Annotated in this window: 8 protein-coding genes, 2 tRNA genes and 3 rRNA genes; 10 read left to right on the top strand and 3 right to left on the bottom strand. The window is 53.5% G+C overall.

The window, feature by feature from the left end; genetic code table 11:
• The first annotated feature begins 32 nt into the window (after positions 1–32).
• A complete protein-coding gene (argH, locus tag ETA_RS01665; RefSeq protein WP_012439907.1) occupies positions 33–1,406 on the top strand; it encodes an argininosuccinate lyase in 1,374 nt (457 codons plus the stop codon).
• Positions 1,407–1,457: 51 nt separating this feature from the next.
• Here the strand turns inward: argH and ETA_RS01670 are convergent, their stop codons facing one another.
• Positions 1,458–2,189: a glutathione peroxidase gene (locus tag ETA_RS01670; protein WP_012439908.1), complete on the bottom strand. Its 732-nt coding sequence runs from the start codon at positions 2,187–2,189 to the stop codon at positions 1,458–1,460.
• Between the two features lie 136 nt (positions 2,190–2,325).
• Here ETA_RS01670 and oxyR point away from each other — a divergent pair, with 136 nt between their 5' ends.
• Positions 2,326–3,249 (top strand): DNA-binding transcriptional regulator OxyR, encoded by a 924-nt coding sequence (gene oxyR, locus ETA_RS01675; RefSeq protein ID WP_012439909.1) that lies wholly within the window; start codon positions 2,326–2,328, stop codon positions 3,247–3,249.
• Here oxyR and sthA read toward each other — a convergent pair.
• The gene (gene sthA, locus ETA_RS01680) at positions 3,223–4,623 is read right to left on the bottom strand and encodes a Si-specific NAD(P)(+) transhydrogenase (protein WP_012439910.1); all 1,401 of its coding nucleotides are present in this window, start codon (positions 4,621–4,623) and stop codon (positions 3,223–3,225) included. The two genes, oxyR and sthA, sit on opposite strands and share 27 nt — an antisense overlap.
• A 191-nt stretch (positions 4,624–4,814) precedes the next feature.
• Here sthA and fabR point away from each other — a divergent pair, with 191 nt between their 5' ends.
• Together fabR and ETA_RS01690 are read left to right on the top strand one after the other, a co-directional pair.
• Positions 4,815–5,471: an HTH-type transcriptional repressor FabR gene (fabR, locus tag ETA_RS01685; protein ID WP_012439911.1), complete on the top strand. Its 657-nt coding sequence runs from the start codon at positions 4,815–4,817 to the stop codon at positions 5,469–5,471.
• Complete coding sequence (locus ETA_RS01690; protein WP_012439912.1) at positions 5,468–5,824, top strand: YijD family membrane protein; 357 nt, start codon at positions 5,468–5,470, stop codon at positions 5,822–5,824. Before fabR ends, ETA_RS01690 begins: the two co-directional genes overlap by 4 nt.
• Positions 5,825–5,918: 94 nt before the next feature.
• Here ETA_RS01690 and trmA read toward each other — a convergent pair whose 3' ends face one another.
• Positions 5,919–7,022 (bottom strand): tRNA (uridine(54)-C5)-methyltransferase TrmA, encoded by a 1,104-nt coding sequence (trmA, locus tag ETA_RS01695; protein WP_012439913.1) that lies wholly within the window; start codon positions 7,020–7,022, stop codon positions 5,919–5,921.
• A gap of 200 nt (positions 7,023–7,222) precedes the next feature.
• On the opposite strand from trmA, the gene murI reads away from it, so the two are divergent.
• The 6 genes from murI (at position 7,223) to rrf (ending at position 13,833) form a co-directional block, all read left to right on the top strand.
• Positions 7,223–8,074: a glutamate racemase gene (gene murI, locus ETA_RS01700; RefSeq protein ID WP_012439914.1), complete on the top strand. Its 852-nt coding sequence runs from the start codon at positions 7,223–7,225 to the stop codon at positions 8,072–8,074.
• Between the two features lie 408 nt (positions 8,075–8,482).
• Positions 8,483–10,022 (top strand): 16S ribosomal RNA (locus ETA_RS01705).
• 73 nt (positions 10,023–10,095) lie between these two features.
• A tRNA-Ile gene (locus ETA_RS01710) sits at positions 10,096–10,172 on the top strand.
• A gap of 148 nt (positions 10,173–10,320) precedes the next feature.
• A tRNA-Ala gene (locus ETA_RS01715) sits at positions 10,321–10,396 on the top strand.
• A 206-nt stretch (positions 10,397–10,602) separates the two neighbouring features.
• Positions 10,603–13,509 (top strand): 23S ribosomal RNA (locus tag ETA_RS01720).
• Between the two features lie 208 nt (positions 13,510–13,717).
• Positions 13,718–13,833 (top strand): 5S ribosomal RNA (rrf, locus tag ETA_RS01725).
• Together the 16S, 23S and 5S rRNA genes with 2 tRNA genes alongside form the textbook arrangement of a ribosomal RNA operon.
• Positions 13,834–14,080 lie beyond the last annotated feature (247 nt).

Here is a 14,080-nt window from a genome sequence, read left to right on the forward strand (position 1 = left end):
GCCGCCCTTATCAGATAAAAGGAGCACTGAACATGGCACTTTGGGGTGGACGGTTTACGCAGCCAGCAGATCAACGTTTTAAGCAGTTTAATGACTCACTGCGCTTCGACTATCGTCTGGCAGAGCAGGATATTATCGGCTCCGTTGCCTGGTCCAAAGCGCTGGTCACGGTCAACGTATTAACCGCCGCAGAGCAGCAGCAGCTGGAAAGCGCGCTGACTGCGCTGCTGGACGAAGTGCGCGCCGATCCGCAGCAGATTCTGGCCAGCGATGCTGAAGATATTCATAGCTGGGTAGAAGGTAAGCTGATTGATAAAGTCGGGGCGCTGGGGAAAAAACTGCATACCGGACGTAGCCGTAATGACCAGGTCGCGACCGATCTGAAACTGTGGTGCAAAGAGCAGGTCAGCGAGCTGCTGAACGCCACGCGTCAGTTCCAGCAGGCGCTGGTGGCGACCGCAGAAGCTCACCAGGATGCGGTGATGCCGGGTTACACCCACCTGCAACGCGCCCAGCCGGTCACCTTTGCCCACTGGTGCCTGGCCTATGTTGAGATGCTGGCGCGCGATGAAAGCCGTTTGCAGGATACGCTGAAGCGCCTGGACGTCAGCCCGCTGGGCTGCGGTGCGCTGGCGGGAACCGCTTATGACATCGATCGAGAGCAGCTGGCCGGCTGGTTAGGTTTCGCCTCCGCCACCCGCAACAGCCTGGATACCGTATCTGACCGCGACCATGTGCTGGAACTGCTGTCCGATGCTTCCATCGGCATGGTGCACCTGTCGCGCTTCGCGGAAGATCTGATTTTCTTCAATACCGGTGAAGCCGGGTTTGTTGAGCTGTCCGATAAGGTGACTTCTGGCTCCTCGCTGATGCCGCAGAAGAAAAACCCGGACGCGCTGGAGCTGATCCGCGGTAAGGTTGGCCGCGTACAGGGTGCTCTGACGGCGATGAGCATGACGCTGAAAGGTCTGCCGCTGGCGTACAACAAAGATATGCAGGAAGACAAGGAAGGGCTGTTTGACGCGCTCGACACCTGGGCTGACTGCCTGCATATGGCGGCGCTGGTGCTTGACGGCATTCAGGTGAAACGTCCGCGTTGTCAAGAGGCGGCGGAGCAGGGGTATGCCAACTCCACTGAACTGGCGGATTATCTGGTCGCCAAGGGCGTGCCCTTCCGTGAAGCCCATCACATCGTGGGTGAAACGGTCGTGGAAGCGATTAAACAGGGCGTGGCGCTGGAAGCGCTGAAGCTGTCGGATTTGCAGAAGTTCAGTCACGTGATTGGTGACGATGTGTATCCGATCCTGTCACTGCAATCCTGTCTGGATAAGCGTAACGCCAAAGGCGGTGTGTCTTTGCATCAGATCTCGCAGGCGATCACCGAAGCCAAACAGCGTCTGGCATGATCTAAAAAGGCGGGTCATCAGACCCGCCTTAATCAGGACGTCCGTGGAGCATTACGCAGAGAAGTACTGCTCTAAGTCATCGCTGCCGCCGATATGGCGTCCGCCGATAAAGACCTGTGGCACGGTAGCGCGACCGCTGACGGCACGCAGGCTGACGGTGGTGGCATCCTGGCCCAGCACAATCTCTTCAAACGGAATACCACGATCCAGCAGCATCTGCTTGGCTTTCGCACAGAACGGGCAGCCCGGCTTGGTGAACAGGGAAACGGACTCCTGCACCTTATATTCCGGCGCCACGTAACGCAGCATGGTATCGGCATCAGACACTTCAAACGGGTCGCCCGGCTTGTTTGGCTCGACGAACATCTTTTCTACCACGCCGTTACGTACCAGCATTGAATAGCGCCATGAGCGTGGGCCGAAGCCAAGATCGGCTTTCTCTACCAACATCTCCATGCCGCGGGTGAAGTCACCGTTACCATCAGGAATGAAGGTAATGTGTTCAGCACGCTGATCGGCTTTCCAGGCATTCATCACAAAGGTGTCGTTGACGGAGACACACAGGATGCTGTCCACGCCGTGCTGTTTAAAGACGTCCGACAGCTCGTTGTAGCGTGGCAGATGGCTGGAGGAGCAGGTAGGGGTAAACGCGCCCGGTAGAGAAAAAACAATCACCGTCTTGTCTTTGAACAGCTCATCAGTGGTGACATCAATCCAGCTGTCGCCCTGGCGTGTATGAAACGTGACCTGCGGGATGGATTTACCTTCCTGACTTGCAAACATAAAAGACCTCTCGGTTAAATGATTGGAGTAGTATTTATCTTGATGCGTTACATTATCAACATTCTAGCTTGATAGGGATAATCGTTGATTGCTATCCTATCTATCGCCACGGGCTATCGTGGAATGGAGAAATAAGATGAATATTCGTGATCTAGAGTACCTTGTTGCGCTGGCAGAGCACCGCCATTTTCGCCGTGCTGCCGATTCCTGTCACGTCAGTCAGCCTACGCTGAGTGGCCAGATCCGTAAACTGGAAGATGAACTGGGCGTGATGCTGCTGGAACGCACCAGCCGCAAGGTGTTGTTTACTCAGGCGGGTCTGCTGCTGGTGGATCAGGCGCGTACCGTGCTGCGTGAAGTCAAGGTACTGAAAGAAATGGCCAGCCAGCAAGGGGAAGCGATGTCTGGCCCGCTGCATATTGGTCTGATCCCTACCGTTGGTCCTTACCTGCTGCCGCAGATTATTCCCACCCTGCATCAGACTTTCCCAAAGCTGGAGATGTATCTGCATGAAGCGCAGACGCACCAGCTGCTGGCGCAGCTTGACAGCGGTAAGCTGGATTGCGCGATCCTTGGGCTGGTGAAGGAGTCGGAAGCGTTTATTGAAGTACCGCTGTTTGACGAGCCGATGCGCCTGGCAATCTACGCCGATCACCCGTGGCAAGACCGCGATCGTGTGGCGATGTATGAACTGGCGGGAGAAAAGCTCCTGATGCTGGAGGATGGTCATTGTCTGCGCGATCAGGCGATGGGCTTCTGCTTCCAGGCGGGCGCTGACGAAGACACGCACTTCCGCGCCACCAGTCTGGAAACGCTGCGTAATATGGTGGCGGCGGGTAGCGGTATCACTCTTCTGCCTGCACTGGCGGTGCCGAAAGAGAGAGTGCGTGATGGCGTTTGTTATCTGCCGTGCTTCAAACCCGAGCCCCAGCGCACGATTGCGCTGGTGTATCGCCCGGGTTCACCTCTGCGTGGCCGTTATGAACAGCTGGCAGAGGCAATCCGTGAGCATATGCAGGGCGTGATGGAAAACTTAAAACAGCCGGTTCAGACCGTTTAGCGCCGCAACCCGGTAGGCTTCGGCCATTGTCGGGTAGTTAAAGGTGGTATTCACGAAATACTCAATCGTGTTGCCACCGTTTTTCTGTTCCATTATGGCCTGGCCGATATGAATAATTTCGGCGGCCCGTTCGCCAAAGCAGTGAATGCCCAGAATTTCTTTGGTTTCACGGTGGAACAGGATTTTCAGGCTACCGACGTTCATGCCGACGATTTGCGCACGCGCGAGGTGTTTAAACTGCGCCCGGCCCACCTCGTAGGGCACCTTCATTGCCGTCAGCTGCTGCTCGGTTTTTCCAACGGAGCTGATTTCAGGAATGGTATAGATACCGGTAGGAATGTCCTCAATCAGATGGGCCGTTGCTTCCCCTTTGATCATGGCCTGCGCGGCAATTCGCCCCTGATCGTAGGCTGCCGAGGCCAGGCTTGGGTAACCAATCACATCACCCACCGCATAGATATTCGGTTGAGCAGTCTGGTACATGCTGTTCACTTTCAGCAGGCCGCGACCGTCTGCTTCCAGCCCGACATTTTCCAGTGACAATGAATCGGTATTACCGGTGCGGCCATTAGCGTACAGCAGGCAGTCTGCTTTCAGCTTCTTACCCGATTTGAGATGCATGATGACGCCATCAGCCACCCCTTCAACCTTCTCAAACTCTTCGTTGTGGCGGATAACCACGCCGTTATTCCAGAAATGATAAGAAAGCGAGTCTGACATCTCCTGATCGAGGAAGGCCAGCAGGCGATCGCGGGTATTGATTAAATCGACCTTGACGGCCAGCCCACGGAAAATCGAGGCGTACTCGCAACCGATCACCCCAGCACCATAGATAATCACATGGCCCGGCTCATGGTGCAGATTGAGTATGGAGTCGCTGTCATAGATACGCGGGTGGGTAAAGTCGACGTCCGGCGGGTGATAAGGCCGAGAACCGCAGGCGATAACAAATTTTTCTGCCGTCAGCCGTTCAATGCTGCCGTCATGGGTTTCAATTTCAAGGGTGTTGGCATCGATAAAACGCGCATCACCTTGAAAGATTTCACAGTGATTGCGTTCATAGAAGCCCTGGCGCATATGAGTTTGCTGGCTAACAACGTTCTCAGTGTGATTAAGAATGTCGGCGAAAGAAGAACGCAGAAGACGGGTATGGTCGCTATAGAGAGGATTCTGATTGAACTCGATAATACGGCTGACCGCATGACGCAACGCTTTGGAAGGGATGGTTCCCCAATGTGTACAACCGCCGCCGATATTGTGATAGCGCTCAATGACGGCAATGCGCGCTCCCTGTTTCACCAGCCCCATCGCGGCACCCTCACCGCCAGGGCCTGAACCAATAACAATGGCGTCGTAATCATAAGACTTTTGCATACCAACACGTCCTATATTTTATACAAATTTACAACGTGATTCTAACATCTTGCTGGCAACTTCCCAATTCTAACCGTATTTTATGCCATCAATTGACAAATCGCGAATTAACAGGCGCTGACAAAGTTTGCCGGACTGTACGCTGAAATATTTGTTATAGTGCCCCTCAGGCATGCAGAACAGGCTTAAAAATGGGCGTCAGGGCGCAGCAAAAAGAACGTACACGGCGTACACTTATCGAAGCGGCTTTCAGTCAACTTAGCGCCGAGCGAAGTTTTGCCAGCCTCAGTTTACGAGAAGTTTCCCGAGAAGCGGGCATTGCCCCAACCTCATTTTATCGTCATTTCCGCGATGTCGATGAATTAGGGTTGACCATGGTGGATGAAAGCGGGCTGATGTTGCGACAGCTGATGCGTCAGGCGCGCCAGCGTATTGCCAAAGGCGGCAGCGTGATCCGCACATCGGTCTCCACCTTTATGGAGTTTATCGACAATAACCCTAACGCGTTTCGCCTGCTGTTACGTGAGCGTTCCGGTACGTCAGCCGCGTTTCGTGCCGCCGTTGCCCGAGAAATTCAGCATTTCATTGCCGAGCTGGCGGACTATCTCGAAATTGAAAACCGCGTGCCGCGCAGTTTTACTGAAGCGCAGGCGGAAGCGATGGTCATTATCGTCTTTAATGCCGGTGCCGAAGTGCTGGATATTGACGGTGGACAACGTCGTCAGCTGGAAGAACGTCTGGTGCTGCAACTTCGTATGATTTCGAAAGGTTCATACTATTGGTATCGGCGGGAACAGGAAAAGCTGTCGTTAATGCTGCAACCCAAAGATAAAAAGGAGATGAGATGAGTTTAGTGACCGGTCGCGACAAGGGCACCCTGTTATTAACGTTTCTTACCGGCCTGGCGATTAACGGCTCTTTCGCCGCTTTGTTCAGCTCCATCGTACCGTTTTCAGTATTCCCTCTGATTGTTCTGGGGCTTTCTGCCTGGTGCCTGCATGAGCGTTATCTTAATCGAGCGATGCCAGACGGGATGCCCTCTCTGGCTGCGGCATTTTTCCTATTGGGTTTTCTGTTATACAGTGCGATAGTCAGAGCAGAATACCCTGATATAGGGTCTAATTTTGTCCCCGTCATCCTTATGGTGATCGTGGTCTTCTGGATTGGTCTGCGCTTGAAACGGCGCTCTTCAGGTCAGTAGTCGCTTCTCGCAGCCCGTTTTCCGCGAACGGGCTGCCGGCGCAACGCGAAATCCTATTATCACGCCCCTCGCCATGCTGGTAGGAGCGTGATGCTTAGTGACGGCGCGTCAGCAATACGCCGCACTCCATATGATGGGTGTACGGGAACTGGTCAAAAAGCGCCAGGCGCGTGACGTCATGGGTGGTGGAGAGCGCGGTCAAGTTTTCGCACAGCGTCTGCGGGTTGCAGGAGATATAAAGAATACGTGGATAAGCCTGTACCATTTTCACCGTTTCATCATCCAGCCCGCTGCGCGGCGGGTCGACGAAGATCGTTTCACACTGATAGCGGGTCAGATCGATCCCCTCCAGCCTCCTGAAGCTCCTTTCGCCATTCATTGCCTGGGTGAACTCCTCCGCCGCCATGCGGATGATCTGTACATTATCTATCTGGTTAACCGCAATATTGTACTGCGCAGACGCCACCGATGGCTTAGCGATCTCAGTTGCCAGCACGCGATTAAAATTGCGCGCCAGCGCCAGCGAAAAGTTACCATTACCACAGTAGAGCTCCAGCAGGTCGCCTGCGGAATGGCGTGTGCTATCCAGCGCCCATTCGAGCATCTTTACGTTTACGGCGGCATTAGGCTGCGTGAAGCTGTTCTCCACCTGGCGGTAGACCATTTCACGGCCGTCCACGGTCAGGCGTTCATCAACGTAGTCCTGATCCAGGCAGATTTTCGTTTTAGTGGCACGGCCAATCAAATGCAGATCGAAACCTTCCGCCCGCAGGCTATCGCGTAAGGCTGCCGCGGCCTGCTGCCACTCTTCATCCAGCTTACGGTGATAGAGCATGGAAACCACTATCTGGCCGCTTACCGTAGACAGGTAGTCAACCTGGAAAAGTTTAAATCGCAGTAAGCGCTGGTCACGGATTTTTTCAATCAGTCGCGGCATCAGGCGATTAATCAATTCACTGGCAGCCGGGAAGCTGTCGACGCGGATGCGTTCACGCGTCTGCTGATCGAAGATAATGTGATAGAGATCGTCGCCTTCGTGCCAGATGCGAAATTCTGCTCGCATCCGGTAGTGGCTGACCGCTGAACGGAAGACTTCCACTTCAGGGGCGTTAAACGCAGACATCATTGTTGTCAGGCGCGTCACTTTCTCAGCGAGTTGGTCTTCGTAGTGTTCAATTGGCAGCTGTTCGGGCGTCATGTAGTTTCCAAAGTGTTTATCAGTGATAGCCGGCCGATTGTAGGGATTCTGAAACTCATGTCCAGCGTTGTACGTGCTGGCAGGTGGTCACAATGGCAAGAGTCGGCGCGTGCGTTCGAGTAAACCCTATCCAGTGATATCCGGATTGAATGTTCATGGTAGAATTGCCAACCTGTTCGATAAATTTTACGAGACAGCGTATGCCTATGAAACCCCTGGACGGGGAAACCACCTCAACAGAGAAGTTATCACCCGTTCTGCGTCCCACCGTGCTGATCTTCGACTCCGGCGTGGGTGGGCTTTCCGTCTATAATGAAATCCGCACGCTGTTACCGGATCTTCATTACCTTTATGCTTTTGATAATGTCGCCTTTCCTTATGGTGAGAAGTCGGAAGCGTTTATTGTTGAGCGTGTGCTGGACATCGTTACCGCCGTGACCGGCCTTTATCCCCTTGCTCTGGTCGTCATCGCCTGTAACTCAGCCAGTACCGTTACATTGCCGGCCCTGCGCGCGCGCTTTGCCTTTCCGGTCGTCGGCGTGGTGCCGGCAATTAAACCGGCCGCTCGCCTGACCCGAAATGGTATTGTCGGTCTGCTGGCAACGCGCGGCACGGTTAAGCGTCCTTATACACACGAACTGGTTGCCCGCTTTGCCGGAGAATGTAAAACCGAAATGCTGGGCTCCGGCGAGCTGGTAGACATCGCCGAAGCGAAACTGCACGGCCAGCCGGTGGCGATTGAAGAAGTAAGGCGTATCTTGCAGCCGTGGCTGCGTATGGCGGAACCGCCTGATACGGTGGTATTAGGCTGCACGCACTTCCCCCTTATTAGTGAAGAGCTACAGCAGGTACTGCCGCAAGGTACTCGCCTGATTGATTCCGGGGCGGCAATAGCACGTCGTACGGTGTGGTTGTTGGAAAATGAGTCGCCTGAAGTACTTTCCGCCGATGACAACATGGCTTTATGTCTGGAGATCACCGAGCAGACGGTACAATTAATCCCCGTTTTGCAACGCTATGGATTTAAAACGCTTAAAAAACTGGCGCTTTAGCGCGTTAACGTGTGAAAAAACAACACTCGAAAGTTTTTTTGCGATTAACCCTTGTCAGCCATCAGAAACTCCCTATAATGCGCCTCCATCGACACGGAACAACGGCTTACAGGCCGGCGTGTTGAGAGGTTCAGGAAGTTCTGAACCGCCGGAAAAACTTCTCAAAAAGAGGTTGACTCCGAAGGAGGAAAGCGTAGTATACGCCACCTCGCGACAGGAAGCTCCGGCACTGTTCGCACCGCTCTTTAACAATTTATCAGACAATCTGTGTGGGCACTCGCAGGATTGATATCAGACACCTCCGGGTGTCAAAAAAAATATCAAGCCTCATGAGTGAACACATAATGACATTCATTATGACGTTTTACGATTGAGCATCGCTGAACTTGTTTCAGCAAATCGAACTTTTAATTGAAGAGTTTGATCATGGCTCAGATTGAACGCTGGCGGCAGGCCTAACACATGCAAGTCGAACGGTAGCACAGAGAGCTTGCTCTTGGGTGACGAGTGGCGGACGGGTGAGTAATGTCTGGGAAACTGCCCGATGGAGGGGGATAACTACTGGAAACGGTAGCTAATACCGCATAACGTCTACGGACCAAAGTGGGGGACCTTCGGGCCTCACGCCATCGGATGTGCCCAGATGGGATTAGCTAGTAGGTGGGGTAACGGCTCACCTAGGCGACGATCCCTAGCTGGTCTGAGAGGATGACCAGCCACACTGGAACTGAGACACGGTCCAGACTCCTACGGGAGGCAGCAGTGGGGAATATTGCACAATGGGCGCAAGCCTGATGCAGCCATGCCGCGTGTATGAAGAAGGCCTTCGGGTTGTAAAGTACTTTCAGCGGGGAGGAAGGCGATGGGGTTAATAACCCCGTCGATTGACGTTACCCGCAGAAGAAGCACCGGCTAACTCCGTGCCAGCAGCCGCGGTAATACGGAGGGTGCAAGCGTTAATCGGAATTACTGGGCGTAAAGCGCACGCAGGCGGTCTGTCAAGTCGGATGTGAAATCCCCGGGCTCAACCCGGGAACTGCATTCGAAACTGGCAGGCTAGAGTCTTGTAGAGGGGGGTAGAATTCCAGGTGTAGCGGTGAAATGCGTAGAGATCTGGAGGAATACCGGTGGCGAAGGCGGCCCCCTGGACAAAGACTGACGCTCAGGTGCGAAAGCGTGGGGAGCAAACAGGATTAGATACCCTGGTAGTCCACGCCGTAAACGATGTCGACTTGGAGGCTGTTCCCTTGAGGAGTGGCTTCCGGAGCTAACGCGTTAAGTCGACCGCCTGGGGAGTACGGCCGCAAGGTTAAAACTCAAATGAATTGACGGGGGCCCGCACAAGCGGTGGAGCATGTGGTTTAATTCGATGCAACGCGAAGAACCTTACCTGGCCTTGACATCCACGGAATTCGGCAGAGATGCCTTAGTGCCTTCGGGAACCGTGAGACAGGTGCTGCATGGCTGTCGTCAGCTCGTGTTGTGAAATGTTGGGTTAAGTCCCGCAACGAGCGCAACCCTTATCCTTTGTTGCCAGCGATTCGGTCGGGAACTCAAAGGAGACTGCCGGTGATAAACCGGAGGAAGGTGGGGATGACGTCAAGTCATCATGGCCCTTACGGCCAGGGCTACACACGTGCTACAATGGCGCATACAAAGAGAAGCGACCTCGCGAGAGCAAGCGGACCTCATAAAGTGCGTCGTAGTCCGGATCGGAGTCTGCAACTCGACTCCGTGAAGTCGGAATCGCTAGTAATCGTAGATCAGAATGCTACGGTGAATACGTTCCCGGGCCTTGTACACACCGCCCGTCACACCATGGGAGTGGGTTGCAAAAGAAGTAGGTAGCTTAACCTTCGGGAGGGCGCTTACCACTTTGTGATTCATGACTGGGGTGAAGTCGTAACAAGGTAACCGTAGGGGAACCTGCGGTTGGATCACCTCCTTACCTGAAGATACCTTCCGGCGCAGTGTCCACACAGATTGTCTGATGAAAAAGTAACGAGCAGAAAAACCTCTACAGGCTTGTAGCTCAGGTGGTTAGAGCGCACCCCTGATAAGGGTGAGGTCGGTGGTTCAAGTCCACTCAGGCCTACCAAATTCGCACTCATGCGGCGTTATGTACTCGGTCGTTTACTCTAAGTAAACTTCCCTCATACATGCCTTGCCTGAGCACGAATTACATTGTTTTTATTAACGAAAAACAATGTGACTCCTGGTAGAAAAAGGTTTCTGTAAGACCGTATGGGGCTATAGCTCAGCTGGGAGAGCGCCTGCCTTGCACGCAGGAGGTCAGCGGTTCGATCCCGCTTAGCTCCACCATATGGTTTTTCTATTTCAATACTTCAGAGCATACTGTCTAACAGTATGCTGCGAAGTATTATGCTCTTTAATAATCCGGAACAAGCTGAAAATTGAAACGACGTGTCGTATTCATTCTCCGTAATAAGAATGAAATCAACGATACGTTCGAGTCTCTCAAATGCTTACGACCGACACACGTCTTTCGGGACGCTTGTGGGTTGTGAGGTTAAGCGACTAAGCGTACACGGTGGATGCCTAGGCAGTCAGAGGCGATGAAGGGCGTGCTAATCTGCGATAAGCGTCGGTAAGGTGATATGAACCGCAACAACCGACGATACCCGAATGGGGAAACCCAGTGCAATCCGTTGCACTATCATGTCATGAATACATAGTGGCATGAGGCGAACCGGGGGAACTGAAACATCTAAGTACCCCGAGGAAAAGAAATCAACCGAGATTCCCCCAGTAGCGGCGAGCGAACGGGGAACAGCCCAGAACCTGAATCAGTTTGTGCATTAGTGGAAGCGTCTGGAAAGTCGCGCAGTAAAGGGTGACAGCCCCGTACACAAAAATGCACTTGCTGTGAGTTCGATGAGTAGGGCGGGACACGTGACATCCTGTCTGAATATGGGGGGACCATCCTCCAAGGCTAAATACTCCTGACTGACCGATAGTGAACCAGTACCGTGAGGGAAAGGCGAAAAGAACCCCGGCGAGGGGAGTGAAACAGAACCTGAAACCGTGTACGTACAAGCAGTGGGAGCACCTTCGTGGTGTGACTGCGTACCTTTTGTATAATGGGTCAGCGACTTATATTCTGTAGCAAGGTTAACCGTATAGGGGAGCCGCAGGGAAACCGAGTCTTAACTGGGCGTTAAGTTGCAGGGTATAGACCCGAAACCCGGTGATCTAGCCATGGGCAGGTTGAAGGTTGGGTAACACTAACTGGAGGACCGAACCGACTAATGTTGAAAAATTAGCGGATGACCTGTGGCTGGGGGTGAAAGGCCAATCAAACCGGGAGATAGCTGGTTCTCCCCGAAAGCTATTTAGGTAGCGCCTCGTGAACTCATCTCCGGGGGTAGAGCACTGTTTCGGCTAGGGGGCCATCCCGGCTTACCAACCCGATGCAAACTGCGAATACCGGAGAATGTTATCACGGGAGACACACGGCGGGTGCTAACGTCCGTCGTGAAGAGGGAAACAACCCAGACCGCCAGCTAAGGTCCCAAAGTCATGGTTAAGTGGGAAACGATGTGGGAAGGCACAGACAGCCAGGATGTTGGCTTAGAAGCAGCCATCATTTAAAGAAAGCGTAATAGCTCACTGGTCGAGTCGGCCTGCGCGGAAGATGTAACGGGGCTAAACCATGCACCGAAGCTGCGGCAGCGACGCTTATGCGTTGTTGGGTAGGGGAGCGTTCTGTAAGCCGTCGAAGGTGTGCTGTGAGGCATGCTGGAGGTATCAGAAGTGCGAATGCTGACATAAGTAACGATAAAGCGGGTGAAAAGCCCGCTCGCCGGAAGACCAAGGGTTCCTGTCCAACGTTAATCGGGGCAGGGTGAGTCGACCCCTAAGGCGAGGCCGAAAGGCGTAGTCGATGGGAAACGGGTTAATATTCCCGTACTGGGCGTTACTGCGAAGGGGGGACGGAGAAGGCTATGTTAGCCGGGCGACGGTTGTCCCGGTTTAAGCGTGTAGGCTTGAGTTCCAGGCAAATCCGGAACTCTTTAAGGCTGAGGCGTGATGACGAGGCACTACGGTGCTGAAGTAACAAATGCCCTGCTTCCAGGAAAAGCCTCTAAGCATCAGGTAACGACCAATCGTACCCCAAACCGACACAGGTGGTCAGGTAGAGAATACCAAGGCGCTTGAGAGAACTCGGGTGAAGGAACTAGGCAAAATGGTGCCGTAACTTCGGGAGAAGGCACGCTGGCGCGTAGGTGAAGCGACAAGCTCGTGGAGCCGAAGCCAGTCGAAGATACCAGCTGGCTGCAACTGTTTATTAAAAACACAGCACTGTGCAAACACGAAAGTGGACGTATACGGTGTGACGCCTGCCCGGTGCCGGAAGGTTAATTGATGGGGTTATCCGCAAGGAGAAGCTCTTGATCGAAGCCCCGGTAAACGGCGGCCGTAACTATAACGGTCCTAAGGTAGCGAAATTCCTTGTCGGGTAAGTTCCGACCTGCACGAATGGCGTAATGATGGCCAGGCTGTCTCCACCCGAGACTCAGTGAAATTGAACTCGCTGTGAAGATGCAGTGTACCCGCGGCAAGACGGAAAGACCCCGTGAACCTTTACTACAGCTTGACACTGAACATTGAGCCTTGATGTGTAGGATAGGTGGGAGGCTTCGAAGCGTGGACGCCAGTCTGCGTGGAGCCAACCTTGAAATACCACCCTTTAACGTTTGATGTTCTAACCTGGCGCCGTGATCCGGCGTGGGGACAGTGTCTGGTGGGTAGTTTGACTGGGGCGGTCTCCTCCTAAAGAGTAACGGAGGAGCACGAAGGTCAGCTAATCACGGTCGGACATCGTGAGGTTAGTGCAATGGCATAAGCTGGCTTGACTGCGAGAGTGACGGCTCGAGCAGGTGCGAAAGCAGGTCATAGTGATCCGGTGGTTCTGAATGGAAGGGCCATCGCTCAACGGATAAAAGGTACTCCGGGGATAACAGGCTGATACCGCCCAAGAGTTCATATCGACGGCGGTGTTTGGCACCTCGATGTCGGCTCATCACATCCTGGGGCTGAAGTAGGTCCCAAGGGTACGGCTGTTCGCCGTTTAAAGTGGTACGCGAGCTGGGTTTAGAACGTCGTGAGACAGTTCGGTCCCTATCTGCCGTGGGCGCTGGAAGATTGAGAGGGGTTGCTCCTAGTACGAGAGGACCGGAGTGAACGCACCGCTGGTGTTCGGGTTGTCATGCCAATGGCATTGCCCGGTAGCTAAGTGCGGAAAAGATAAGCGCTGAAAGCATCTAAGCGCGAAACTTGCCTCGAGATGAATCTTCCCTGACTCCTTGAGAGTCCTGAAGGGACGTTGAAGACTACGACGTTGATAGGCCGGGTGTGTAAGCGCAGCGATGCGTTGAGCTAACCGGTACTAATGACCCGTGAGGCTTAACCTTACAACGCCAGAAGCGTTCTGGGTTGTGTTGAGAGACGTAAAGATATTTTCAGCTTGTTCACCGGAATCGAGTCCGAAGGATTTTGCGCTGAGGCAAGGCGGCAACCGAGACGGCATGAAGGAGCATACATCAGTATGTGACAGAGTGACGCGAGGGCGGCCAACGCGGCATCAGCGCAAAAGACACAGGACAGAGCACAAAGAATTTGCCTGGCGGCTTTAGCGCGGTGGTCCCACCTGACCCCATGCCGAACTCAGAAGTGAAACGCCGTAGCGCCGATGGTAGTGTGGGGTCTCCCCATGCGAGAGTAGGGAACTGCCAGGCATCAAATAAAGCAAAAGGCCATCCTTCGGGATGGCCTTTTTGCGTTCACAATCAACGCACCCTGTGCGAAAACACAGAGTTGGATTGCTGTTTACCTACCTTGACGTGTTTCTCATTTATCTGCTATTTCCCCCGACGCTAATCAAACGTATTTGCATGATTTGGCCACTATCTCTTATTGAAAGTCCTCAACTCGTTGCATACGGATCGAGTACACTATTCGATAGTTTAATCCGTAAAGGTTGCA

The organism is Erwinia tasmaniensis Et1/99 (assembly GCF_000026185.1).
GTDB lineage: Bacteria > Pseudomonadota > Gammaproteobacteria > Enterobacterales > Enterobacteriaceae > Erwinia > Erwinia tasmaniensis.